This is a genomic window from Paenibacillus rubinfantis (assembly GCF_001486505.1).
GTDB classification, from domain to species: Bacteria; Bacillota; Bacilli; order Paenibacillales; family Paenibacillaceae; genus Fontibacillus; species Fontibacillus rubinfantis.
On sequence record NZ_LN909064.1, the window covers coordinates 557,081 to 582,071 of the forward strand.

Sequence of the window (24,991 nt, forward strand, 5' to 3'; positions counted from 1 at the left end):
GTGGGGATATGGGGATAAGTAATACCTTTGTGTTAAATCTAAGCCTGTTGATCACGGTGGCCTATTTGGCCAATATCCTATATAAATACGGGTTGAGGAAAATGTCGCAGAAGACGCTGCACGTCCTGTCCGTTCTGCTGATGATCTTATCGGGCTGGGTCTGCATGAGGTTTGGGTTCCGGCTCAAAGACGACGTTTTGTTTGACCTGCGTCTGGTGCCGCTGATGATAGCGGCTTTTGTGTATTCCAGTCCGTTGACGATGGTTGTGATCGGGTTCGGGATTGGCCTGGCGCGGCTCACGTTTGGCATCAGCGCAGCGGCTCTGGTGGGTTTGCTGAATCTGACGCTGCTTGGATTCGTTTGCGCCGGGCTGAATTATTGGATGCAACGGACCCATCATCGCTTTGCAGTCAAAGGCTTGGTTACGATTCTTGTCGTGAATGTGATGAACTGCATAAATATCGCCATCTTTGGCGTTACACCAGCGAAGTTTTATTTATCGCAAATTATGCCGGTCGCCCTGCCGATGAGCCTTATGCTCAGTCTGGTATTTGCGCTGATCCTGCGGGACTTTCAGCTTGGGGCAAGGCAAAACCTGGAGCTAAAATACGCCAATGAGCTGCTGCGCAAACAGACCGATGAGCTGCACAAAGCCAAGATCGGGTTGGAGGATCGGGCCAAGCAGCTGGCTCAGGCGTCCAGTTATAAATCGGAGTTCTTGGCCACGATGTCGCACGAGCTGCGGACGCCGCTGAACAGCATCATTAATTTTGCGGAGATGATCAGCGAGTCGGAGGAGGCGGGGGAAGAGATCTCGGGGTATGGCCGCATTATCCATAAATCCGGACAAGAGCTGCTGCAGATCATTAACGATATCCTGGATTTGTCCAAGGTTGAGGCGGGGCGGCTGGAGATCACAAACGAAGAAGTGGTGCTGGCGGAGCTGCCCGTCTGGATGCAAATGCAATTCGAGCGGATCGCCGCCCAGAAAAAGATTGAATTTCATACCCGACTGGAGACAGGCTTACCCGAATCGATCATTTCCGATCCGCAGCGGATTGTCCAAATCCTGCGGAATCTGCTGTCCAATGCGTTTAAATTTACACATGAGGGAAGTGTAGAGCTGGACATCCGCCGAGCTCCGGCGAACGATACGCCTGAAGGGGAATGGCTCGTGTTCACCGTATCGGATACCGGCATCGGTGTTGCCGAGGACAAGCAGTTGGCCGTATTTGAGGCGTTTCAACAGGCGGACGGTTCCATCAGCCGGCGGTACGGAGGGACGGGTCTGGGGCTGTCGATCAGCAGCAACCTGGCCCGATTGCTCGGCGGTTATATCCGCATGAGCAGTAAGGAAGGTCAAGGCAGCGCGTTTTCCTTCTATATACCGTTAAAACCGGCCCGGGCTCATCATGAAGTGATGAGTTCGTAGGGTCCATGTTGCCGTGATGGACGGATTATCGTTACAATGGGGAGAAGAAAGGATGGGATGACAGATAATGGAGAAGCATGTGATTTCCACGACAGCCGCGCCGGGGGCCATCGGTCCTTATTCTCAGGGGATTCAGCTGGGGGATTTGATCTTTACCTCAGGCCAGTTGGGGCTGGTGCCGGAAACCGGACAGCTGGCGGATGGGGTTGAAGCCCAGGCTGCTCAAGCTTTGCGGAATGTTCAGGCCGTGCTGGCTGCCGCCGGGAGCGGATTGGACAAGGTGATCAAGACAACCGTATTTCTTAAGGACATGAATGATTTTGCTAAGGTGAACGAAGTGTACGGTTCGTTTTTTGCCGAGCCATATCCTGCGCGCAGCGCCGTTGAAGTGGCTCGCCTGCCGAAGGACGGGTTGGTCGAAATCGAGGTTGTCGCGGTCAAATAACATGGCTCAGGGTTGTTTGTTGAGCCGGAAAGCTGCTGGGGGCGAAAGCCTTTCGGCGGCTTTTTTTGTGAAAAACGGCAGCCTCCGGTCCCAGGTTCAGGGAGGCTAATCCCGTTCATAGGAACGTATAAAGCAGATCCAGAGCGCGTAAACGATCAACGCCAAGGCCCCGGCGCCGGAAACGAAGCCCACGGTGCGGTGCAGCTGGGTTTCAGCCGCAATGGCGCCATACCCCCAGGCAAACGTGAGCGGAACGATGGCGTCCCGCCATCGGAAGCTAACCAGGCACGCGCCGGCGAGCCCGACGGCGAGAAGCAGGAGCGTGAGCCCGATCTGCCATGGGCCTCCGGAGAGGCGGCCCTCGAGAAGGCGGGTCTGGACTACCCAGGTATCGATGCTGGCCAACGCGGTGACGGAGATCCACCCGAAATACAAGCTAAACGGCAGGCGCACGAACCAGACTTCCGCAGCAGCCGGGCGGAGGATCTGCCGGGTACTGCGGTACATAGAGGCGGCCACGATCACGAGTAAGAGCAATATCACCAGGTTAAGCAGGGGATAATGATCGCCCAGCATCACCCGGACGATGGACAGCAGGCAAGTCAGCAGAAATCGAACCGGCATGGGCGGAACTGAAAACGGCTCCCGGGCCGGTCGCAGGAGCGGATAAAGGACCCAGCCGGTCAACAAACCGTAGATAAGCAGCCAGATCGAGAAGGTATAACCCGCCGGCGTGAGGAGCGCATGCAAACCGTCCCGGAGCTCGCCGGTTCGGCGAACGCCAAACGGAAGCGCGGTTGTAGCCAGGTTTGCCGCCATCAGCGCCGCAAACGAGGCGAGATTGCACCAATATCCGGCCTTGCTGGGCATCACGGGGAACCTCCCTCCTTCGATCGTCTTCGCTACTTTGCAATATTCCCCAATTATTTTCAAAAGATAAGGGTGGGGAGGAAGGCGGTTTTATCTCCTGCGGTTTTCGTATAAGATGTTAGTAATGAATTTTGGGTAGGAATCAGGATAACCGACGGGAGATCATCATGAATCAACGTCTTTATGGAATATGGCTAGGCGATGTGTTGTTTTGCTTCTCCGGAGAAGTCTCGGAGTCGAAAGTGGATGCCTGGACCGCAGTGCTTCGGCGTAAGGAGCTGGAGCCGGGAGTCCGGCCTTTTCAGCATGCCGTACTGCGGCTGGCGGAGGTCAGGTATCCGGTCTCATCCGTGCGGAGGTCCTATAAAAACGGGGAGCGCCGAAGCTTGATCGGTCGGTCCCTGGAGGGGTTGGCTTTGCCGGTACCGGAAGCGTGGCGCCTGCTGCTGCAATGGGACGAATCGGCTTGGGAGGAGCAGGAGATCAAGCCGGGAGCAGAAATGGGCTATTGGAGCAAAGCGGCCCGATTTGCTCTGGATCTGCTGCTGCGCGGCCGGATTGCTCCGACCATACGTCCGGTGACTGCCACCGGAAGACGACGCGGTGCACAGGGTCAAATGCGAGCAGCCTGGGGGCCGCTGCTGACGGAGACGGACGATGCGGCGCGGTTTCAACGTCTGGCGGGTGCGATGCCGCCGATCTGTCTGGCCGCAGTGCAAACGGGGGCGGGAGTTGCTTCTGAAGAGGAAGGTTCGCTTGAGGACCGGCAGATGGCGGTGCTGCATTCGTTTCTAACCGCGATGATCGATCACGAAACGCGCGGGGCGGTTCAGGACTTGGGACGAAAGTTAAATCCCAGCCGGGCCGATTACCACCGGGGCTCTTCGCCGCTCGCCGAGCTGTGGTGGAACGGCCTGCTGACCGGCGGGCCGCCTGCGGATATCCAAGGGAGCTCGGCAGAGCTGGAGCAGTTAAGCGCAGAGATTACCGCCGCCGGGGGCGGTCGTCCCCGGGCTGAGGAACCCGAAGCCGGCGGGGTTGCAACGGGGAGCCTGCGGCTCTGTCTGCGGGTAGAGCCCAATGAGGCAGGCGGGGAAGAGGCAGGGGCTCGGGCAGCTGCCGCAACCTCTGCCTGGCGGTTGAGCTTCTGGGCCGAAGGGGCCGAGGATACCCGCGTGTTGCTGCCGGCTGGTCTGGTCTGGAGCTACCCGGAGCCGGACATGGAGATTTACGGGCTCCTGTACCGGAATGTACAGGAGAATTTCCTGCTGCGGCTGAGCAAGGCGGCCGGCGTCTCCCGGGAGGTGGCCGCTGCTCTGGAGGCCCCGCGACCGCAGGAGCTGCTCTTGGAGCCGGAGGAGCTGTTTGCCTTTTTGAGCAAGTCCGTTCCGGCACTGCGCAAGCATGGCGTGACCGTGCAGATGCCGAGCCGCTGGACTCGAGAAGGGCGGCGTCCCGCTAAAGTCCGCATCAAAGCTCACGGATTTGCGGGTGATTTGCCGGATGGCGGGGCAGCCGGAATGCCGAAGCTGGGCGTGGACCAACTGGTCGCCGTTGAAGCCGAGGTGCTGCTCGGGGGCCGCGAGTTGACCCGGGAGGAGCTGGCCGAGCTGGCATCGGCGAAGCTGCCGCTCGTTTTTTTTCGCGGCGAATGGATTGAAGTGGATGTGAAGGAGATCCGCCAGGTGCTGAAGTTTATGAAGCGCCATGAGAATGGAACCTTGACCTTTCGCGAACTGATGCACCTGGCTTCCGGCGAGGAGGAGGTGCAGCTGGAGGGTGTGGATATCGCCGGCATCGAAACGACGGGGATGCTGTCCATGCTGATGGCCGGCGGTGCAGTTCGGCAGTTGCAACCGCGAGTGGTGCCTGCCGGGCTCAACGGGACGCTGCGCCCCTATCAGGAACGGGGGTATCAGTGGCTGGCCACAATGCGCGAGCTGGGGTTCGGCGCGCTGCTGGCTGACGATATGGGCTTGGGGAAAACGGTGCAGGTGATTTCCGTGCTGTTGGATGGGAACCGGCAGACGGAGGGCAAAAGCCTGATCATCTGTCCCACCTCCTTGTTAGGCAACTGGCAGCGGGAGTTCTCCCGATTTGCTCCCGAGCTGCGCTTGTACGTGCATCATGGGAGCGACCGGTATCATGAGGACCGGTTCCTGCAGGAGTACCGGGCATGCGACGTCATTCTGACGACCTATCAGCTGGCCGGCCGGGATGCCAAGGAGCTGCGTTCGGTCGAGTGGACGACGGTGGTGCTGGACGAAGCCCAGTACATTAAGAATTACGGAACCAAGCAGGCGCAAAGCGTGATGAAGCTCAGCGCACCGCACCGGATCGCCATGACCGGCACCCCGGTGGAAAACCGGCTAAGCGAGCTTTGGTCGATTTTTCAATTCCTGAATCCCGGATATCTGGGCACGCACGCCTCGTTTCGGACGCGGTATACCGGTGCCGGGGGAGAGCAGCAAGCAGGCGAGCTGCAGAAGCTGCGGAAGCTGGTGGCGCCGTTCCTGCTGCGCCGCCTCAAGAGCGATCCGGATATCCGCAAGGACCTTCCGGAGAAAATTGAGCTGAAATCCTATTGTACGTTAACCGTTGAGCAAGCCCGCTTGTACCAATCCGTGACGGCGGAGCTGCTTGGCCGGATCGGCAGCCAAAACGGTATCGCCCGCAAGGGCTTGGTGTTATCTTCGCTGACCCGGCTGAAGCAAATCTGCGATCACCCGGAGCTTGTTCAAGGCGCGCGATTGCCGGAGACGGCTGCGTTTGGGCGTTCAGGTAAAATGGAGCGGTTGGGCGAGCTGCTCGATATGATTATGGACAGCGGGGAAGCGGCGTTGATCTTCACCCAATACGTCCGGATGGGGGAGCTGCTGCAGGCGCGTTTGGCGGAGCGGTACGGCATTCGACCGTTCTTTCTACACGGCGGTGTGCCGAAGGCCGACCGGGATACGATGGTACGGGCGTTTCAGGACGGCGAGGGCTCGCCGATCTTCGTGTTATCGCTGAAGGCGGGTGGCGTTGGCCTCAACCTGACCCGGGCCAATCATGTCGTCCATTATGACCGGTGGTGGAACCCGGCGGTGGAGAACCAGGCGACCGACCGGGTATTCCGGATCGGGCAGCAGAAGAACGTCGAGGTGCATAAGCTGATCTGCCAAGGGACGCTGGAAGAGCGGATCGATGAATTAATCGAGCGTAAAAAATCGCTGTCGGAGCAAGTGGTTGGCTCCGGCGAACAATGGCTGACAGAAATGAGCGACGAGGAGCTCCGCAGCTTGATCGAGCTGCAGGAAGGCGGGCTTTTCCCGGAAGGTGCGTTTGGCTGAACCCGCTTCCGCAAAAGTTACGCATTGGATGTGCGAACGGCGGTAGCGGCGGAACGAGTGGAATGACGGGGCCATACGTTGTCGATTGAAACCGGAAGCATGTGGAGATAAAAAGCTGCGAGGAGGAATACGCATGACCAGGACCCAAACGATAGCGCAGGAATCCGGCGCGACGCAGGTCCGCTATGAAGCGGACGGGCTGCAGGTAGAGCTGGCACCGGATCATGCGGTGCAGATCCCGTTGTCGCCGCCGGCGGAGCGGGAGAAGCCGGCGCTGCTGCGCCGGCTGTTGGAACACACCTAGTGATGTGTAGAAGAGACAGGACCTGCAAGGCGCGGTCAGCGCGGTTGCTTCATCGGGGCAACCCACCCACCTCTATTTCCTCCGCCACAGACGGCCTCCCCTCCCCGCGCCTCTGAACTAGCGAAAATACTGTATTCCCTGTAACCTTTTCGCCCCGTTATCCGTCCTTTTGGGCAAAAAAGTCGTACCCTCTACAACATTATCGTGCTGTCCCGGGGTTGCTCGGACATATGTTGTACTAATTGCAACATTTTGTCCCGAAGGAGGGCCGAGGTCCGCAAAAGGTGAGCGATACCGCGTCCCCCAGAGGGGGGTGAAAAGCCGGAGAAGCCGCGTCCTGAGTCGCAGGACGGTTTCACGGGGGTGCAAAATCTGGTATGATAGTGAATATTTCGCGGGGAGGAATCATGTCATGAATTTTTTACAACGGTTAAAGGACGGTGCGGGCAAGGTTACCGATCGCGCGCAAAATGTCGTGGAGATCGGTAAACTGAACACCCAAATTTCAAATATCGAACGCGAACTGGGTTTATATTTTCAAAAAATGGGCGAAGTGTTCTACGAGGCTTACCGAAATAAGGATATGGCCAATGCGGAAAAAGAGATGCTGGAGCTGGCCAAAACCTGTGATCTGCTCACGGAGGAACGCGACGAAATTCGGTTAAAAATCGCCGAGCTCAAAAATGAACGCCTCTGCGGCGCTTGCGGCCGGAACGTGGCGGAGGATGCTTTGTTCTGCCAATATTGCGGCCATAAGCTGATGAAGGCCAAACCCTCCGTTCCAGCGGAATTGCTGAAGCCGGCTCCAGAACCGGTGCAGCCGCCGGTCTCACGTGAGGCGGCGGTCAGCTCGGAGCCTCCGGTCATGGAGCCGGTAGCGATTAACGAGATGGATACGCTGGTGCTAGCCGCTTCCCTGGTTCGCGAGAAGACGGAGCCGCGGGAACCGGGGGCACAACCGACGGAGGCCGTCGAACCGGTAGATCCGGAGGAGGAGGAGCGTCAGCAACGCGAGCTGGACCGGGAACGCAAACGCCAGGAGGAGCTGGACCGCCGCATTCGCAGCTGGTCTCAGAACGCTGCAGCTCCGCAGCCGGAGAGTCCGGAAGTGGAAGTGATGATCGGCGGCGTGGCCACCGTCAAATGCCAAATTTGTTCCTCTACACTGGTGAAAGGCACCAAATGGTGCCCGCATTGCGGCTCAGAGCAAATTTAGCGAAGCGAAAGTTCATCAGGTTGTCATAAACTCAACTGCCCCGGCAGCGCACTCATTCGTAGTAATAGATAAGCATGCGGTATACGCCGGTACGGCGGCCCAGGAGCAAAGGTTTCGCAGCGGCTCCGCAGCTGTTGTGCCGGCTTCGTTATTTCAACGCCCTCCTCGGATCTTGCCCCGCTTTCGAGCGGATGCTCCCTCTTGAGGAGGGGGATGCTATACCGCATAATCCAGTGAACAGGAGCGTGAGGTACGTGGAATGCATCGTACATTTTGATGTCGTACATAAGGATGAGGTGAAGAGCTTGCGTGGTCTGCTTTTCCTCGATCCCGGAAAGTCTCCGTCCGAAAGCGACTTTCTGCAAATGTTCGAAGAGATGGGATATAAGCTGCGTCTGGAGGATCAACAAAACCTCGTATTCAAGCCGACGGAAGCCGGCGCAGATTACAGCGAGATCCGGGTACGCCGCCTTGATACCGGAGAGAAAACCTACAAGGAAGACGGCGAATTAAAGACGCTGCTCACCAACCTGTTGCCGCGGGAGCCTAAGCCGCTATAGTTTGAAATCCTCGGCGATGTAACGGTGGCGCTGTTTGAAACAAAGCGTTGCAAAGTTTTCACGAAACCCTCAAAATTCCTCTTCCTCTTCCCGGGCGGGATGCGTTATACTTCTAACATTGTGTGTTCATCTATGAATTTTCCGTATAAGTGCAGGGATTGGCCTGCATGTCTCTACCTGATCACCGGAATGATCGGACTACGGAAAGTAACGCCGTGCATAAGCCCGGGAAGCGGAGGTTTCAGGTGTATTTTCGCCTGTTTTTTCGCTGTTTCGGTACGCATCGGGGGCTTTCTGTTTATAGGTCCATTTCCGCTCAGGAAATGGGCTTTTTTGCGTTTTGCGGATAGTTAAAGATGATCGATGGGAGAGGGGATAACCGCAATGAAGCTGTTGAAGGACAAAGTGATGGCAGAGGGGATCGTCCTGGGAAACCAGGTGTTGAAGGTGGATTCGTTTCTGAATCATCAAATGGATCCGGTGCTGATGAAGGAAATGGGGGCCGAGTTCGCCCGGCGATTTGCCGGTGAAGGCATCACGAAGGTGCTGACGATTGAATCCTCCGGGATCGCCCCGGCGATCATGACCGCGCTGGAGCTTAGCGTGCCGATGATCTTCGCGCGCAAGCATCAGTCGCTGACACTCAAGGACAACATTTATGTGGAAAAAGTATACTCGTTCACCAAGCGGGAAACCAACGAGATCACGGTGTCGAAAAAGTTTCTGTGTGCAGAAGATCGGGTGTTGATCGTAGACGACTTTTTGGCAAACGGCGAGGCTGCCTTCGGGCTGGCCCGCATCGTGGAGAAAGCTGGGGCTTCTGTCGCCGGCATCGGAATCGTTATTGAGAAGTCATTCCAGCCGGGAGCCCGGCTGCTCACCGAAGCAGGATACCGCGTCGAATCGCTCGTTCGGATCGCCTCGCTGGAAGACGGTGCAGTGGCTTTCGTCGAGGATACACCTAATCATTCATGGGATTAACTATCAATTCGGGGAGGAACTAGAATCCAATGGAACGCGAACGTATTTTTCAGAAACACCGTCATCCCTTTAAAACTCTATCGCTTGGGTTGCAGCACGTGCTGGCGATGTATGCCGGAGCCGTGATCGTCCCGCTGATCGTCGGAGGCGCGTTGAACTTCACAGCTCAGCAGATGACCTACCTGATCGCCATCGACCTGCTGGCTTGCGGCGTCGCGACGCTGCTTCAGGTGTGGGGGAATCGCTGGTTCGGCATCGGGCTTCCGGTGATGCTGGGCTGCGCTTTTCAGGCCGTGTCGCCCATGATCGCCATCGGGCTGACGGATGGCGCTGGGGTCTCGTCCATTTACGGCGCAATCATCGCCTCCGGGCTGTTTGTATTCCTGTTTGCCGGTTTGTTCGGCAAGCTGATCGCTTTGTTTCCGCCGGTCGTTACCGGCTCCGTCGTCACGATTATCGGCGTTACGCTGATCCCGGTGGCGATCTCGGATTTGGGCGGCGGCAGCCCGGGCGAGAATCCGGACTTTGGCAGCCCGCTGAACCTTGTGCTGGGCTTTGGGGTATTGCTGTTCGTCATTTTGATGAACCGCTTTGCCAAAGGCTTTCCGCGTTCCATCTCCGTTTTGCTGGGGTTGATCGTAGGGACGCTGGTGGCAGCGCTCGCCGGTGAAGTCGATTTGACACCGCTAAAGGAAGCCAGCTGGTTTCATGCGGTACAGCCGTTTTACTTTGGCAAACCGACGTTCCACGCTTCCGCAATCTTGACGATGATTCTAGTGGCGATCGTAAGTGTCGCCGAATCGACCGGCGTATTTATGGCGCTTGGCAAAATCGTAGATAAAGAGATTACCGATAAGGATTTGACGCGGGGGTACCGGGCGGAAGGGCTGGCGATCATGCGCGGAGGGATTTTCAACTCGTTTCCGTATACGACGTATTCGCAAAATGTCGGGCTTGTCCAGATGAGCCGGGTGAAAACCCGCGACGTGATCGTGGTGGCCGGCTCGCTGCTGATTCTGATCGGCTTCGTGCCCAAAATCGCCGCGTTGACGCAGCTGGTGCCGACGTCGGTGCTCGGCGGAGCGATGATCGCGTTGTTTGGACTTGTATTGTCCTCCGGGATCCGGATGTTGGGCGATCAGGTAGATTTAAACCGGCATGAAAACCTGCTGATCATCGCTTGTTCCGTCGGCATGGGATTAGGTGTGACCGTGATGCCCGAGCTGTTTGACCGGCTGCCGGCCGCACTGCGGATTCTGGTGGACAACGGGATCGTGGCGGGCAGCTTTACGGCGATTGGGATGAACTTGCTGTTTAACGGCTGGAGTGGGCAGCGCAAGCCGGCTTTGGCAGAAGAAGCGGTTGAACTTCAAGAACCCGCCAGTGCGACGGCATACAGCAGCGTGGCTCAATGAGAGGCTACATCCGCTGCAGCTGACGCTCGGCCAGCTCGCCGATCCAAGGCAGCTTCAGCCATTTTCCCTGGAGCGTAGCCAGCATCAGCACAACCCAAAGGGTGACGCCAAGCAGGGTCAGCAGCAGATTGACGACAATGCCGATGACCGGCAGGAAGCCGGACAAGGCATGGGCCAACATCAGGCCGCCAAACAGCATGACCGATTGCAGGGCATGGAACAGTACGAATCGGCTGCGCCGCTCCAGTGCGAGAAACGCGACGCCGCCGACAAAAGCGAACAGGTAACACAGGAAGCCGGCGACGTTTTCGTAGAGGCCGGTGGATGATTTGAAAGGGGACATCAGGACGACACCTTCTTTCAGGGAGGATTGTCTTATCCTAATGTATGACGAGCCCTCTCACGAAAGAACCAGCTCGGTCCGATCAGGTGCGAACCACTGCTGTAAAATATCGTCTGCAATAACCTCCGCGGCTTTTGGCCGGCGGAGGTTTTCTATTTTCCGGCGAAGCTCGACCTGCCGGTGTTCGTTCCCGAAGAGAGCGTCGATTTCCTCGGTCAGCTCCGCAGGGGTGCGGGCGATGGAAGCTACGCCTTTTTGCGCAAGGTACCGCGCGTTGTTGAGCTCTTGCCCGGGAACGGGGCGGTACACGAACACCGGCAGCCGGCAGGACAGCGCTTCGGACAACGTGATGCCCCCCGGCTTGGTTACGATACAGTCGCTTTTCCGCATCAAGGCGGCAATCTGTTCGACGTATCCGAGCACATGGACATCGGGATGGGGATTTAGCTGCTCCTGGAGCGAGCGGTAAAGCTCGCGGTTTCTCCCGCAAACGGTGATGATGCGGTAACGTTCCGAGGCGTTTAACCGTTCGATAACTTCGCGAACCCCTTGCATGGAACCGTAGGCTCCTGCCATCAGCAGAACGGTGGTTTTTCCGCGGGTATGGTTCGGGATAAGTCCTTGGAGAGGAGCAGGCAAGTCATCCTCCGCGCCTTCGGGTTGCTGTGAATCGGCAAATTCCGGTTTCACCGGAATCCCGCTGACCTGAATTCGGTCGCCGGGAATCCCGCGGTCGATCATTTCCGCTTTCAAATCGTCGGTGGCAACGTAGTAGCGGTCAACCCCGGAGTGAATCCACCTTCCGTGCAAGTCGAAGTCGGTGATGATATTGGCAAGCGGCAGCGACTGACCGGTTCGTTTGAGCAGCCGGGGCATCGCGAGTTGAGGGAAAGTATGAAGGATGAGATCCGGACGGGCTTGTCGCAATGTCTGCTGCAGTTTGCCGATGCCAAACGAATTGATCACCTCGAGCAGCGGCGCTTCCTGCGGCATTTGCTTGGTGGCATTATAAACCCAGCCGTAGAGGCCGGGAATCGTCTTGAAGCTTTGTAAATACACGAACTTGGTTAACCCGTTGATCAGCGGATGCGCCTCCGCCATTAGATCAAGCAATAGGACGTCTGTCAGGCCTTTGTTCCGCAAGCTGGCCTCAACCGCCTTGGAGGCTTGGTAATGCCCATCCCCGTAGCTGGCATATAAAATGATAATTTTTGGAGGTCGGGAAATCATGGCTGGTTCACTCCTCTTCTTGTCCAGGCAATGGCAGTCAGCTGTTTGTAGTTTACCCCCACATCCCGTTAATAAATATTATTAGGGGCAGCGGATAAAAAATGTACGATTGGAAGAAAGCTGAAACCTAATCCTGAATATGTTACAATAAGGGAATAGGAGGTCATTCCATACAACTGAATAGCCGGCACGACTTCATTGAATGTGAACCTACACTTTTCGGCAGCATTTACCTTAAGCGTTCTGGGAGGGAATCACTATGGCAACGAAAGGTCATGATGAAGTAAAAGAAAGTTTACGGGAAATGACCCGAATCTTCAAACCGAAGGATCCGAAGAAGTTCGTGAAAGAATATGTCCGCAAGTATCGTATTATGGGCGGCTATGAAGAGGAATTGACCCACCTGGTTGAGCATGAGCTCGGGAAATTGGACTCGTCCGTTTCCTGAATCATTTAAATGAAAGCATATTCGCCGTTCCGGCGCCTTGGGCGTACGGGACGGTTTTTTTCGTCCGTTCCCACATATATTAAACTGACGGGAATCTCACGAAAACAATCGTCGGACGGCAGCGGGAGGAGAATCAGGACGTGAAGGTACGATTAAAAACCAAAGAAGAAATCGAGCGGATCCGCGAGGCGGGACGGATATTGGCTGAATGCCACCGCGAAATCGCCAAAATGATTGGACCGGGCATTACGACGTTGGAAATCGACGCCTTTGTGGAGTCGTTTTTGGAGAAACGGGGAGCTACGGCGGAGCAAAAGGGATACCACGGGTTTCCATTTGCAACCTGTGCGTCGATCAATGATGTGGTCTGCCATGGGTTCCCGGGGAACCAGAAACTGGCGGCAGGAGATATCGTGACGATCGACATCGTTGTGGGCAAAAACGGCTGGATGGCCGACTCCGGCTGGTCCTATCGGATCGGGCAAGTGAGCGAGGAGGCGGAGAAGCTGCTGACGACCACCGAGCAGGCCTTGCTGGCCGGTATCGCGCAGGCGGTCCCCGGCAAGAAGGTCGGGGACATCGGGTACGCGGTGCAGCACGTGGCGCAGGCGGCAAACATCGGCATCGTGAAGCCGCTGATCGGCCACGGCATCGGCCGGGCCATGCATGAAGCGCCGGACGTGCCTAACTTCGGCCGGCCGCGCAGCGGGGTAACCCTGCAGCCGGGGATGGTCATCACGATCGAGCCGATCTTCACCGGCGGGGACACCGGCGCCGTGTTGTGGGAGGACGACGGCTGGACGATCCGTACTGCGGACGGCAGCCTGGGAGCGCATTACGAGCACACGCTGGCGATCACGGAGGACGGACCGCGGGTGCTGACAAACGGGGAATAGGAATAAGACGAGAGAGCGCTGCGACGCTCTCTTTTTCTTATTAGGAAAGGCTATGCTTGCGTTGCTCCACTACGTCCCTGCTTAGGTATTCTAACGGACCTCAGCGCCGTTATTTGCCCCATCGGCTAGTGTCCCGATCTCTAACGGAACCAGGAGACCTTATTTCGGGGATTTTCAGTTGAATCGCCCCGAATTAGGCTTAATAAGGTCTCTGGGGTCCGTTACAGCGGGAAATAGCCGGGAAATGGGCAAATAAGGTCATTGAGGTCCGATAGAGATACGCTTAGTTCCCGCGCGAGCTTCAGGATCCTAACGGACCTCAGCGCTGTTATTTGCCCCATCGGCTAGTGTCCCGAGCTCTAACGGAACCAGGAGACCTTATTTCGGAGATTTTCAGTTGAATCGCCACGAATTAGGCTTAATAAGGTCTCTGGGGTCCGTTACAGCGGGAAATAGCCGGGAAATGGGCAAATAAGGTCATTGAGGTCCGATAGAGATACGCTTAGTTCCCGCGCGAGCTTCAGGATCCTAACGGACCTCAGCGCCGTTATTTGCCCCATCGGCTAGTGTCCCGAGCTCTAACGGAACCAGGAGACCTTATTTCGGAGATTTTCAGTTGCATCGCCACGAATTAGGCTTAATAAGGTCTCTGGGGTCCGTTACAGCGGGAAATAGCCGGGAAAGGGGCAAATAAGGTCATTGAGGTCCGTTAGAGTGAAGTTTTCTTTGACGAAAATGAAATAAAGTTTGAAGAAATGTCAAAAATGAAGCAGAGCGAAGAAACGTCACAATTCGCCGGAAAATGTTCGAAATTGGCAGCCTTTTCAGTCGGTGTCGAAACGGAGAAAACGTTCGCAAAACCTTTTGTGATGCGGCTTTTCGGATTTTTGAACAATTTGTGAACTGCCCCTGAATCATTGACAAACATGGGGTTCGATCATATATTTAATAGGTGATTGTTGTAATTGACAGGAATGTAGTTTCCGTGATAGACAGGTAGATTTTCGGGCTGCTTAGGCTGGGAATCTCTGTGATGCTGCGGAAGAAAACGTAAGAAGTGGGGTAGATCAATGATGAAACCGTGGAAGGCTGTTAAGCGGCTGGCACCGATGTTTGCCATGCTGGCGCTCCTCTTGTCCGCATGCGGCCGCGAAGACCTGTCCGTGCTCAGACCGCAGGGTCCGGTAGCCGAAGGCCAGCTCGGACTAATTAAACTGTCGATTACGATCATGGTGGTCGTGATGCTGATCGTATTCGGGATTGCCGCTTACGTGTGGGTCAAGTATCGCCGCAAGCCGGGTCAAACCGATATTCCGAAGCAGGTTGAAGGCAACCATAAGCTGGAGATTATTTGGACAGCGATCCCGCTGGTACTGGTGTTGATTTTGGCGGTTGCCACCGTGCAGAAGGTATTTGCTTTTGGTGAGGACTATTCGAAGGATGCCAATGCGGTGAAGGTGAAGGTCACCTCGCATTTGTTCTGGTGGGAGTTCACCTATCCGGAATACGGAATCACAACGGCCCAGGACATGATTATTCCTACGGGCAAGAAAATTGCGCTTGAGCTGAAGACAGCTGACGTGCTGCACTCCTTCTGGGTGCCTTCGCTCGGCGGTAAAACGGATACGAATACGGACGGAACGATCAACAAAGCTTGGCTGGAAGCTACGAACGAAGGGGTTTACCTCGGGAAGTGCGCCGAGCTGTGCGGGAAATCCCATGCATTCATGGAATTCAAGGTTAAGGCGGTTAGCCAGGAATCCTTCGACCGTTGGGTAGAAGCGATGAAGGCGCCGGTGCAGACGATTCAGGATCCTGCCGTAGCGGAAGTGTTTAAGACGCAATGCTTGAGCTGCCACGCGGTTGGCGATCAAGGCGGACCGATCGGGCCAAACCTGACAGGCATCGGCAGCAGAGAGACGGTAGCGAGCATTTTACATAATGCGGAAGCATCCGGCAAACCGATCGACGGCAAACCGGTCAAGGATAATTTGGTGGAATGGCTGACAGATCCGCAAAAAGTGAAACCAGGCAATAAGATGCCTAGTCCGAAAGAAGATCTCGGGCTGACGGATGCGGAAATCGAAGCGATCGCCGACTACTTGGCAAACAGCAAATTATCTTATTAATCTTGCGTGCCTCTAAGGACGGCATGGATGGATAGGAATTAAAAGAGGGGGTACAAACCTTGGCTCATGCTCACACTGTCAAGCGGCACAAGGGATTAATGGACTGGTTGACGACGGTCGATCACAAGAAAATCGCCATTTTGTATTTGATTGCAGGCGGCTTCTTCTTTGGGATCGGCGGTATCGAAGCATTGCTGATCCGCGTGCAGCTGGCGAAACCAATGAATGATTTCGTGTCGGCGCAGCAGTTTAACGAATTGATTACAATGCACGGCACAACGATGATTTTCCTCGGTGTCATGCCGGTGATTTTTGCTCTGATGAATGCGGTCATCCCGCTGCAGATCGGGGCCCGGGACGTGGCGTTTCCATTTCTGAACGCCCTCGGGTTCTGGACGTTCCTGTTCGGCGGCTTGCTGCTGAACCTCAGCTGGATCATGGGCGGTGCGCCGGATGCCGGCTGGACTTCGTATACGCCGCTGTCGTCAACGACCTACAGCTTGACGCACGGGGTCGACTTCTATACGATCGGCTTGCAGATCGCGGGTCTCGGGACGCTGATTGGCGGCATTAACTTCCTGGCGACGATCATCACGATGCGTGCGCCGGGCATGTCCTTTATGCGGATGCCGATGTTCACCTGGACTACGTTCGTCACGTCGGCGATGATCCTGTTCGCTTTTCCGGCGATCACGGTGGGTCTGGTGCTGTTGACGTTCGACCGGATTCTCGGCGCTAACTTCTTTAATGTGGAGAGCGGCGGCAACCCGGTGTTGTGGCAGCATATCTTCTGGATCTTCGGACACCCCGAGGTTTACATTTTGATCCTGCCGGCGTTTGGGGTCATCTCCGAAGTTGTAAGTACATTCTCGCGCAAGCGGTTGTTTGGTTATAGCTCGATGGTGTTTGCTACGATCCTGATCGCCTTCCTGGGCTTCATGGTTTGGGCGCACCACATGTTTACGACGGGGATGGGGCCGGTCGCCAACGCGCTGTTCTCCATCGCGACCATGCTGATCGCCGTTCCGACGGGGATCAAAATCTTCAACTGGTTGTTCACGATGTGGGGCGGGCAAATCCGCTTTACGACAGCAAACCTGTTTGCTTCCGGGTTTATCCCTACGTTCGTTATGGGTGGGGTTACCGGGGTCATGCTGGCATCGGCGCCAGCGGACTACCAGTATCATGATACCTATTTCGTCGTCGCGCATTTCCACTACGTTATCGTAGGCGGCCTGGTGCTTGGTTTGTTTGCCGGTCTGCACTACTGGTGGCCTAAAATGTTCGGCCGCATGCTGGATGAGAAACTTGGGAAATGGGAGTTCTGGTTCTTTATCATCGGTTTCCACATGACGTTCTTCGTGCAGCATTTCCTTGGTTTGATTGGGATGCAGCGCCGCGTCTTTACTTATTTGCCGAATCAGGGCTTCGATCTAATGAACCTGATCAGTACAATCGGCGCGTTCCTGATGGGTGTAGGCGTGATTTTGTTCCTGGTGAATATCGCGATCACGGCGAGCAAGCCAAAAGGCGTTGCGGGCGATGCTTGGGAAGACGGCCGTACGCTGGAATGGGCGATTGCTTCACCGCCGGAAGAGTATAACTTCAAGCAAATTCCGCTCGTACGCGGTATCGATGCGTTCTGGAAAGAGAAGATGGCTGGCAATAAAGAAATGACGCCGGCGGAGCCGGTAGGTCCGATCCATATGCCGTCGCCGACGATTCTGCCCTTTGTGATGTCGGTCGGCTTGTTCATCGCCGGTTTGGGCTTTATGTTCACCAACGATGATTTCGGCAACGGTCTGATGAACTTCCTGTTCAACAACTATATCGTCGTTGGCATCGGTCTGGCGATCACGTTCCTGTGTATGCTGCTCCGTTCGTTGTATGACGATCACGGCTGGCATATCGAACCGGATGAACTGAATGGGAAGGGGGTCAAAGCATGAGTACGCCAAACACATCACATGTTACAGGTACGCTGCCGCATGAACCGGAAAAGGCGACGCTGGAAGGCCGCAATAAAATTTTGGGCTTCTGGTTATTTCTCGGGGGCGAGGCCGTCCTGTTTGGTACTTTGTTTGCGACCTTCCTGACGCTGCGGAATCAAATCGCGGATGGTCCATCCGCAAGTGAGCTGTTTAACTTGGGGATCACGGCCGCTGCAACCTTTATCCTGTTGGTCAGCAGTTTAACGAGCGTGTTCGCCATTCAGGCGATGCATCGCGGGGACAAGGGGAAGCTGGCGGGCTGGTTGGGTGTTACCGTCCTGCTTGGCCTCGCATTCCTTGTGCTGGAGATTTATGAGTTTGCCGAGTATGTACTGCATGAAGAATACGGCATGACGACAAGTGCGTTTAGCTCCGCGTTCTACACGCTGGTTGGTTTCCACGGGGCGCACGTATTGTTCGGGATTCTGTGGATTTCACTGCTGATCGGGCAACTCTTTAAGAAAGGCCTGAACGTTGTCACAGCACCAAAGATTTATGTGTCAGCGATTTATTGGCACTTCATCGACGTGGTCTGGGTGTTCATTTTCACGGTTGTCTACCTGCTCGGAAAGGTGGTCTAACGCATGGTTAATCAGGAATCAAACGGTTCGCCTACGGTGAAGCATCGCCAACGGCATGAAGGTCCCGAGAAGCATATCATCGCGTTTATTTTCTCCATCGTCCTAACGTTGATCGCTTTCGCTGCGGTTGCGGCCGGCGGGGTAAATACCGCCTTCACCGTCATTTTGCTGCTGGTGATGGCCATCTTACAGGTGTTGGTTCAACTGGGTTATTGGATGCATATGAAGGATAAAGGGCACTTGATCCCGATTATCTTCATGGCTGGCGGATTTTTCGTTGCATTTACTGCGATCATCGCCGCTTTATATTGGATGTGGTGGTAAACGAAAAAGAGGCGGGTTTCGCGGTCAGGCGGGCCCCCTCTTTTGCGGGTTAAACCGCAAGATTTCATAATAGGCTTGGCACAGAAACGGTACCGTCCCTCGGGGACGCTGTCACCGTTTTTGTCGTATTTGCGGGCTTGTTCACAATTTGGACAGAACTAACATCGCTACGGAAGGAGGGTTTGCCGTGCTGGGATTAGAATATTTTAATTTTACGGCGGTTTGGAGTCCGGTGTTTTTAGCCTTTATGCTGCTGGCGACGGCCGGGTACTTTGTGCTGATTGGGCCGGGCGGCGACAAATGGGCGGAGGGGGATTCCCGCGTTTCACCCGGACGGAAGCTATTGTTCGTAACCGGAATGCTGCTGCTTTACCTGGCTCAAGGCGGGCCGGTGGAGCTGCTGGGACATATGATGTTCAGCTTCCATATGCTCAGCATGGCGCTTTCCTATCTGTTGGCGCCGCCGCTGTTGATGCTGGGACTGCCGCCTTGGGTCTGGCGGCGAGTGACCGCTTATCTAGCTGCCAGCCCGCTGAAAAGGCTGAAGGTGTTGGCCCGTCCGGTGGTGGCGGCTGTGGTGTTTAACGGGTTATTTTCGTTTTACCATTTGCCGGTTGTTCATGATTACGTCATGCTTCATTTCGGCATCCACCGGCTGTATTACTTCATCTTGTTTATCGCGGCCGGACTGATGTGGTGGACGCTGGTTAATCCCTTGCCCGAACGGGCCGGAGTTCAGGGGCTTAAGAAAATGGGCTTTATTTTTCTCAACATGGTGCTGTTAACACCGGCTTGCGGTTTGATCATCTTTGCGGATGAACCGCTTTATGCGACCTACAGCGATCCCGCGATCTGGGCAAAGGCGATGGGCTACTGCGTCGCCGGCGATCCTGCGATGCTGCTCCGTCAATTCGGCGGCCCGCAGTTCTTCGGGTACCTGCAGCCGGACGTGGATCAGCAGGTGGGCGGGATTCTGATGAAATTCATTCAGGAATTCATCTTTGCGTCGATGCTGGCTTATGTGTTCTTCCATTGGTACAAGCAAGAGAACCAGGAGAACGAGGAGGAAGAGGAGGCCATGGGTGCGGGGATGCCGAAGGCACCGCTTAATCCACCACCGCCTCAGACTGGATCCTAAGTTCGTCGCAGGGTCACGATAAGAATAAGAAATCAGCTTATGTTACGGAGTATATTTTAGGAGGATGCCAATTGGATCTGTTTACATTATTTCCGACGTTAAGCACCTCGTTTATCGTCATCAGCGCGGTGCTGGTCGCGATCGGCTGGGGGCTGATCATCAAAGGGAAACGGGAAGCCCACAAAAAAACGATGATCGCCGCGGCGGTAGCTGCACTGCTGTTCTTCGTGATCTATATGTCGCGGACCGTATTTATCGGCAATACGTCATGGGGTGGACCGGACAACCTGAAGGGGTATTATCAGACCTTCCTCGTCTTTCATATCGTCTTGGCGACCGTGGCGGCCGTATTCGGTATCACAACGCTGGTGCTTGGCTTTAAGGCCAAATACGCCAAACACCGCAAATGGGGCCGGGTGACCTCGGTGATCTGGTTCTGTACGGCGGTAACCGGTGTAGCGGTTTATGTGCTGCTTTACCTGATGTATCCGGGTGGTCATACCAAGCCGGTATGGGAAGTTATTTTAGGAGTGTAAATGAAAAACGCCAATGGCGGATTCTAACAGAATCGCGCGGTTGGCGTTTTTTTTTTGCGTGGAGGAAGGAAGTGTTGACATGAAAATAAGCACAGTATATACTGTGTATAAAGATATAAACAGTAAGCACAGTGAATATCAAATCCCATCGGCGATCACGAATCATCGGTTTCAAGTAATGGGGTTGAAAAGAGGTTGATCAACTTGGAGAGATGGAAAGACGCTTGGTTTATCTTCATCAAAGATTTGCAGAACGATCGGCTGTATCTGATCTGGAACGTGATCTTCATGTTGTACGTCTCGCTGATGCTCGGCATTTTCATCGGGACGCGGGAAGAAGTCGAGCTCGTCATGAATCCGATGAGCGACTTCATGATGCTGATGATCGTTCCGTTCACGGGGTTCTTTTTTAGCCGGCGATCATTTAACTATATTAAGGAAAACTCATATACCCAAATGCTGCGATATTATCGAGAGTTGCCGATATCGGTGCGGACGGTGTTGCGAAGTCGGCTGATCCAGCTAGGGGCAGCGATGCTGCTGAACGGGATCTTGTTCTACGGCGGTCTTTATCTTGTAACGTACCTGATGAGTAGCAACACATGGGATTTTGGAGCCTTCATCGTGTTTTGCTTCACTTGGACGGGGTACAGTTTACTGATCAACGGGGTGTTCATCTTCTGCGAGCTGCTGATGAGCGGCAAAGTATATTTAGGGTTAACGTTCCTGCTCATGCTGGTGCTGGGGGTGACCGCTATCGTGATGAATTTGAATGGCGTCAACCTGATGACGTTCACCTTGGAAAGCTCCCGGCGTTACCTGGTTCTGTCCCCCATCATGTGGTATTCCTTAGTTGTCGGCGGTCTTGGATTAACCTACCTGTTATCGTTGACGCGGCGAAGACTAATAAAGCGGGATTTGGCCTAGATATGGCACGGAAATACGGGAGTAAGGCGGAGGTGAGCAAGAAAGGTGTGGATTCCCATTCAAATTAACGAAAATAGCGCCGCACCGCTGTATCATCAGATCGAGTCACAGCTTCGATCTTTGATTGTCAGCGGACAAATCGAGGAGGGCACCTTGCTGCCTTCGATCCGGGAGTTTGCCGGCGCGTTAAACTGCAGCGTGATTACGGTACGCCGGGTATATCAGGATTTAGAGACCGAGGGACTGCTTCGAACTCGGCAAGGGACCGGTACGTTCGTCGCTAAGGTTACTGCGGATGAACGCGATGAGTACCGCACCGCAGTCGTGAAGGAAGCGATCGAAAAAGCCGTGGATACCGGAAAATCCCTGCAATATGAGGCGGAAGAGTTAAAGCAGCTGTTTTTGCAAATCGTGAAGCAGAAGTATGATCCATCGCAAAGGAAGGGGGAAACGGACTAATGGAACAGTCGATGGCAATCGAACTGATCGGGGCCGTCAAGCAGGGGCGCCGCAAGCAGATTGGACCGCTGCAGCTCCAAGTGCCGAAAGGGTATATCGTGGCTCTGGTCGGACCTAACGGCTCGGGAAAAAGTACGATGATGAAAATGATCCAGCAAACGCTTCAGCCGGATGCGGGGGAAATCCGCTGGTTTGGGCAAGGGTACTCCGGCATGATGCCGATCGAGGTGCGGCAACAAATCGGCTATGTCCCTGAGGCGCCTGAGCCGGAGGAGAATTATATGACCGCGGAGCGGGCAGCCCAGTTCCGTTCGCATTGGTACCCCACTTGGGACGAGAGATTGTTCGAGGAATTAATGAACCGGTTCGAGATCCCGAAGCGGGAACGCTTAAACCGGATGTCCAAGGGGGAGCGGCGGAAATTTGAAATCGCGGCGGCGCTGGCCGCCCGGCCGAAGTTGCTGCTGCTCGACGAGCCTTCCTCCGGCCTGGATCCCTTTGCTTGGAAGGGGATGATCGACGAGCTTCGGGACTTTATGTCAGGCGAGGATATGACGATTCTGATCGCCACCCATGTGGCCGAGGAAGTGAAGCGGCTAGCGGATTACATCGCTTTAATGCACCAGGGACAGGTGTTAGGAATGGCTGAGAAGGATCAATTATTCAGCAGTTGGAAAGAAATTTGGATCCGGAGCGGCGGGTGCTCGCCGGATGATTTGCCGGAAGGAACGATTCTCCGCGTGGATGGTCCGTCGGTGACGAAGCTGATCGTTCAGGAGCAACAGGAAGGGGAGCTGCAGCAGAGCCTCGCGGCCAAAGGTTTGCAGGTCATGCAGACCCGCAGCCTGGAGCTGGATGAAATTTTGCAGCTTTGGATTCAAGGGCATCCGCCGGTGAAGCCGGCGCTGAAAGCGGCAATGATTTAATGGCATAAATGATTTTGTATCCAAGAAGGAGAGGGAATATGGCGAATCCATTGGTTTTGGAAAAGGTAATGAAGCAATTTGGCGAGAAAACGGCCGTGAACAACATTTCGCTACAGGTGGGAGAAGGCGAGATTTACGGTTTGCTTGGCGCTAACGGCGCGGGCAAGACAACAACGATGCGGATGGTGTTAGGTTTGATCTATCCGGACGGCGGACAGATCCTTTATAACGGCAAGCCTTACGGCCGTGAACTGCAGTCGCAAATGGGCTATTTACCGGAGGAGCGCGGTTTGTACCCGAAGGTGAAGGTCAGCGACCAAATCATCTACCTCGCCCGTTTGCGGGGGATGTCTGCGGCCGAAGCCGACAAAAGCTTGAAATACTGGCTTAATCGGTTCGAAGTGCCGGAATATTACGACAAGAAAATCGAGGAGCTCTCCAAAGGCAACCAGCAGAAAATGGGCTTTATCGCCGCGGTTGTCCATAAGCCGAAAATCGTCATCATGGACGAAGCCTTCAGCGGGCTGGACCCGGTTAACGTTGAGTTGCTAAAAGCAACGGTGAAGGAGCTGCGCGACCAAGGTACCAGTATCCTGTTCTCCACCCACCGGATGGAGCATGTGGAGGAGCTGTGCCGCAACATTACGATTTTGCATCGTTCGAATACCGTGTTGCAGGGCAATTTGCAGGAGATCAAAAAACGTTATCCTCGCGAAGAGGTGCTCTTGCATACTACAGGAGAAGTGACGGGGCTCGAACGCATCGCAGGCGTGGAGAAGGTTGAGCGGAAAGAACGCGGCTACCTGGTGCGTATCTCGCAGGTAACGGCGGCGCAAGAGATTCTGCGCAAGGCGATGGAGGTCAGCGAAGTGGAGCATTTCGAGATTAAGGAGCCCACGCTGAACGAGATCTTTATTAAAGAGGTAGGTGAGTCGAATGAATAAAATGGGGACGGTCGTTGGCTTTACGTTTATGAATAAAGTCAGAACGAAATCATTTATCATTACTACGCTCGTATTGGCGCTGCTCGTAACGATTGGGCTGCATGTGCCTTATTTTATCGATAAGTTTACCGGCGGGGACGATAGTCCAGCTAAGATTGGTCTCGTGTACGAAGGGCAGCCGGAACTAGCGAAGTCGCTTGAGGATTATACGGAGAAGCAGCAGGTAGCGGGTTATACGCTGGTTCCGTACGAACAGGCGGATCCAGACGCACTGCAAGCGGCAATCGAGGCTGGGGATATCGCGGGTTATCTGCAGTTTGCCGAAGGGGATGGGGGCGTATTCCCTACCGTGACTTATACCTCCAAGAAAGACAGCTTGGGCATGGGACTGCAAACCGCTTTGCAGGCCGCATTGCAGAACGTCAAGGCGGAGTACTTGACGAAAGGCATGCTGACCGATGAGCAAATCGCCGCTCTGAGCGCGCCGGTACAAATCGATGCGGTGAAGGCTTCGACGGAATCAGGCGCAGACGGCGCCGGGACGAAGGCGGAAGAGGCCGGTGCAATCAACTTTGTGATCGTGTACGTGCTGATCATCCTGTTCTTTATGACGATCATGATGACGGGCAATATGATCTCGGCTGAGGTGACCGCGGAGAAAAGCTCGCGGATCATGGAAATTCTGATCACCAGTGTATCGCCGCTGGCGCAAATGTTCGGTAAAATCCTTGGGATGTTTTTTATCGGGCTGCTGCAAATTGCGGTTTTTGCCGGGGTGATCGCGATCAACATCTCGCTGCCTTATAACCGGCCGGTGTTGGCGGACTTCAATCTGCATCTGTCCGACATCCGCGTGGAAGTGTTAGTGCTGGGTCTGGTGTTCTACGTCTTAGGATACTTCCTTTATGCGACGCTCTTTGCCGCGATCGGCTCGCTGGTCAGCCGGACCGAGGAGTTGGGGCAAGCGGTGATGCCGATTACGATGCTGTCGCTGGCGGCGTTCTATATTGGGATCTTCAGCTTGAGCACACCGAACTCGCTGCTCATGAAGGTCAGCTCCTTCATTCCGTTTGTCTCGCCGGTCTCGATGATCGTACGGGTGGGCATCGGGGAGCCGCCGGTGTGGGAAGTCGCGGCTTCGCTGGTGGTCCTGGCCATCGCGATCTTCCTGTTCGGCTGGTTGTCCGCCAAGATTTATCGTACCGGCGTCCTGCTGTACGGGAAACGGCCTTCCTTCAAAGAGCTGCGCAAAGCGATGAAGGCGTATAAGATCTAAGGAGTTTAAGGAGGGTTTCTCTATGACGAAAGAGAAGATGCAAGGGTTCCTATTCACAATGATCGGGATGTTGTTCGTTGGTTTGACGATGTACATCCGTAGAAGTGGTGTGGATATGCCGGATTTTGGGATGGGGCTGATGAACGGAGCAGGAATCGGATTTCTGCTGCTCGCACTGCTTCGCTATCGTGTCAAACCTAAGGGAGCGAAAAATGCTTCTTAACCTCCAAAGAGCTCGCACAAAGCAATAGAAGCATATCAAGCCTTGGTGGACTACTCGTAGTCTA

General features: G+C 55.0%; 25 protein-coding genes and 1 riboswitch. Of the genes, 22 read left to right on the forward strand and 3 right to left on the reverse strand.

The window, feature by feature from the left end; all coding sequences use genetic code 11:
* The first annotated feature begins 8 nt into the window (after window positions 1–8).
* Entirely contained in the window at window positions 9–1,433 is a 1,425-nt protein-coding gene (locus BN3277_RS10735) for a sensor histidine kinase (protein WP_059042442.1), read from the forward strand.
* Between the two features lie 67 nt (window positions 1,434–1,500).
* The gene (locus BN3277_RS10740) at window positions 1,501–1,878 is read left to right on the forward strand and encodes a RidA family protein (RefSeq protein ID WP_059042444.1); all 378 of its coding nucleotides are present in this window, start codon (window positions 1,501–1,503) and stop codon (window positions 1,876–1,878) included.
* Between the two features lie 105 nt (window positions 1,879–1,983).
* Here BN3277_RS10740 and BN3277_RS10745 read toward each other — a convergent pair whose 3' ends face one another.
* Window positions 1,984–2,751, reverse strand: a complete 768-nt coding sequence (locus tag BN3277_RS10745) for a hypothetical protein (RefSeq protein ID WP_148501034.1) — start codon at window positions 2,749–2,751, stop codon at window positions 1,984–1,986.
* 164 nt (window positions 2,752–2,915) lie between these two features.
* Between BN3277_RS10745 and BN3277_RS10750 the strand changes: the two genes are divergently transcribed.
* The 6 genes from BN3277_RS10750 (at window position 2,916) to BN3277_RS10770 (ending at window position 10,556) form a co-directional block, all read left to right on the forward strand.
* Window positions 2,916–6,080, forward strand: coding sequence for a DEAD/DEAH box helicase (locus BN3277_RS10750; RefSeq protein ID WP_059042448.1), 3,165 nt, complete (start codon window positions 2,916–2,918; stop codon window positions 6,078–6,080).
* A 133-nt stretch (window positions 6,081–6,213) separates the two neighbouring features.
* A complete protein-coding gene (locus BN3277_RS25525; protein WP_157688711.1) occupies window positions 6,214–6,384 on the forward strand; it encodes a hypothetical protein in 171 nt (56 codons plus the stop codon).
* Window positions 6,385–6,796: 412 nt separating this feature from the next.
* Window positions 6,797–7,600: a zinc ribbon domain-containing protein gene (locus BN3277_RS10755; protein WP_059042450.1), complete on the forward strand. Its 804-nt coding sequence runs from the start codon at window positions 6,797–6,799 to the stop codon at window positions 7,598–7,600.
* A gap of 254 nt (window positions 7,601–7,854) precedes the next feature.
* Complete coding sequence (locus tag BN3277_RS10760; RefSeq protein WP_059042452.1) at window positions 7,855–8,160, forward strand: hypothetical protein; 306 nt, start codon at window positions 7,855–7,857, stop codon at window positions 8,158–8,160.
* A gap of 121 nt (window positions 8,161–8,281) precedes the next feature.
* Window positions 8,282–8,381: riboswitch (purine riboswitch) on the forward strand.
* A 163-nt stretch (window positions 8,382–8,544) separates the two neighbouring features.
* Window positions 8,545–9,141 (forward strand): xanthine phosphoribosyltransferase, encoded by a 597-nt coding sequence (locus BN3277_RS10765; RefSeq protein ID WP_059042454.1) that lies wholly within the window; start codon window positions 8,545–8,547, stop codon window positions 9,139–9,141.
* A 29-nt stretch (window positions 9,142–9,170) separates the two neighbouring features.
* The gene (locus BN3277_RS10770; RefSeq protein WP_059042456.1) at window positions 9,171–10,556 is read left to right on the forward strand and encodes a nucleobase:cation symporter-2 family protein; all 1,386 of its coding nucleotides are present in this window, start codon (window positions 9,171–9,173) and stop codon (window positions 10,554–10,556) included.
* Between the two features lie 4 nt (window positions 10,557–10,560).
* On the opposite strand, the gene BN3277_RS10775 is transcribed toward BN3277_RS10770, so the two are convergent.
* Window positions 10,561–10,899, reverse strand: coding sequence for a DUF4870 domain-containing protein (locus tag BN3277_RS10775; protein WP_059042458.1), 339 nt, complete (start codon window positions 10,897–10,899; stop codon window positions 10,561–10,563).
* 57 nt (window positions 10,900–10,956) lie between these two features.
* Window positions 10,957–12,129 (reverse strand): MGDG synthase family glycosyltransferase, encoded by a 1,173-nt coding sequence (locus BN3277_RS10780; RefSeq protein ID WP_059042460.1) that lies wholly within the window; start codon window positions 12,127–12,129, stop codon window positions 10,957–10,959.
* A gap of 259 nt (window positions 12,130–12,388) precedes the next feature.
* Between BN3277_RS10780 and BN3277_RS10785 the strand changes: the two genes are divergently transcribed.
* The 14 genes from BN3277_RS10785 to BN3277_RS10855 all read left to right on the forward strand — a co-directional run bounded on the left by BN3277_RS10785 (window position 12,389) and on the right by BN3277_RS10855 (window position 24,927).
* Window positions 12,389–12,577, forward strand: a complete 189-nt coding sequence (locus tag BN3277_RS10785; protein WP_059042463.1) for a hypothetical protein — start codon at window positions 12,389–12,391, stop codon at window positions 12,575–12,577.
* Between the two features lie 140 nt (window positions 12,578–12,717).
* On the forward strand, window positions 12,718–13,473 hold the full coding sequence (gene map / locus BN3277_RS10790) for a type I methionyl aminopeptidase (RefSeq protein WP_059042465.1): 756 nt from the start codon (window positions 12,718–12,720) through the stop codon (window positions 13,471–13,473).
* 1,070 nt (window positions 13,474–14,543) lie between these two features.
* Entirely contained in the window at window positions 14,544–15,602 is a 1,059-nt protein-coding gene (gene coxB, locus BN3277_RS10795; RefSeq protein WP_059042467.1) for a cytochrome c oxidase subunit II, read from the forward strand.
* A 98-nt stretch (window positions 15,603–15,700) separates the two neighbouring features.
* Window positions 15,701–17,551: a cytochrome c oxidase subunit I gene (gene ctaD, locus BN3277_RS10800; protein WP_059042755.1), complete on the forward strand. Its 1,851-nt coding sequence runs from the start codon at window positions 15,701–15,703 to the stop codon at window positions 17,549–17,551.
* Window positions 17,548–18,174: a cytochrome (ubi)quinol oxidase subunit III gene (locus BN3277_RS10805; protein ID WP_059042468.1), complete on the forward strand. Its 627-nt coding sequence runs from the start codon at window positions 17,548–17,550 to the stop codon at window positions 18,172–18,174. Before ctaD ends, BN3277_RS10805 begins: the two co-directional genes overlap by 4 nt.
* A 3-nt stretch (window positions 18,175–18,177) precedes the next feature.
* Complete coding sequence (locus tag BN3277_RS10810) at window positions 18,178–18,498, forward strand: cytochrome C oxidase subunit IV family protein (protein WP_059042471.1); 321 nt, start codon at window positions 18,178–18,180, stop codon at window positions 18,496–18,498.
* Window positions 18,499–18,685: 187 nt separating this feature from the next.
* Window positions 18,686–19,636 (forward strand): cytochrome c oxidase assembly factor CtaG, encoded by a 951-nt coding sequence (gene ctaG, locus BN3277_RS10815; RefSeq protein ID WP_059042473.1) that lies wholly within the window; start codon window positions 18,686–18,688, stop codon window positions 19,634–19,636.
* 71 nt (window positions 19,637–19,707) lie between these two features.
* A complete protein-coding gene (locus tag BN3277_RS10820) occupies window positions 19,708–20,172 on the forward strand; it encodes a DUF420 domain-containing protein (protein ID WP_059042475.1) in 465 nt (154 codons plus the stop codon).
* Between the two features lie 204 nt (window positions 20,173–20,376).
* On the forward strand, window positions 20,377–21,099 hold the full coding sequence (locus BN3277_RS10830; protein WP_059042478.1) for a hypothetical protein: 723 nt from the start codon (window positions 20,377–20,379) through the stop codon (window positions 21,097–21,099).
* 45 nt (window positions 21,100–21,144) lie between these two features.
* On the forward strand, window positions 21,145–21,558 hold the full coding sequence (locus BN3277_RS10835; RefSeq protein ID WP_059042481.1) for a GntR family transcriptional regulator: 414 nt from the start codon (window positions 21,145–21,147) through the stop codon (window positions 21,556–21,558).
* Window positions 21,558–22,484: an ABC transporter ATP-binding protein gene (locus BN3277_RS10840; RefSeq protein WP_059042483.1), complete on the forward strand. Its 927-nt coding sequence runs from the start codon at window positions 21,558–21,560 to the stop codon at window positions 22,482–22,484. The genes BN3277_RS10835 and BN3277_RS10840 overlap by 1 nt, the downstream gene beginning before the upstream one ends.
* Window positions 22,485–22,522: 38 nt before the next feature.
* Window positions 22,523–23,428, forward strand: coding sequence for an ABC transporter ATP-binding protein (locus tag BN3277_RS10845; protein WP_059042485.1), 906 nt, complete (start codon window positions 22,523–22,525; stop codon window positions 23,426–23,428).
* Entirely contained in the window at window positions 23,421–24,704 is a 1,284-nt protein-coding gene (locus BN3277_RS10850; protein WP_059042487.1) for an ABC transporter permease, read from the forward strand. Before BN3277_RS10845 ends, BN3277_RS10850 begins: the two co-directional genes overlap by 8 nt.
* Before the next feature lie 22 nt (window positions 24,705–24,726).
* Window positions 24,727–24,927: a hypothetical protein gene (locus BN3277_RS10855; protein ID WP_059042489.1), complete on the forward strand. Its 201-nt coding sequence runs from the start codon at window positions 24,727–24,729 to the stop codon at window positions 24,925–24,927.
* The last annotated feature ends 64 nt before the right edge of the window (window positions 24,928–24,991 follow it).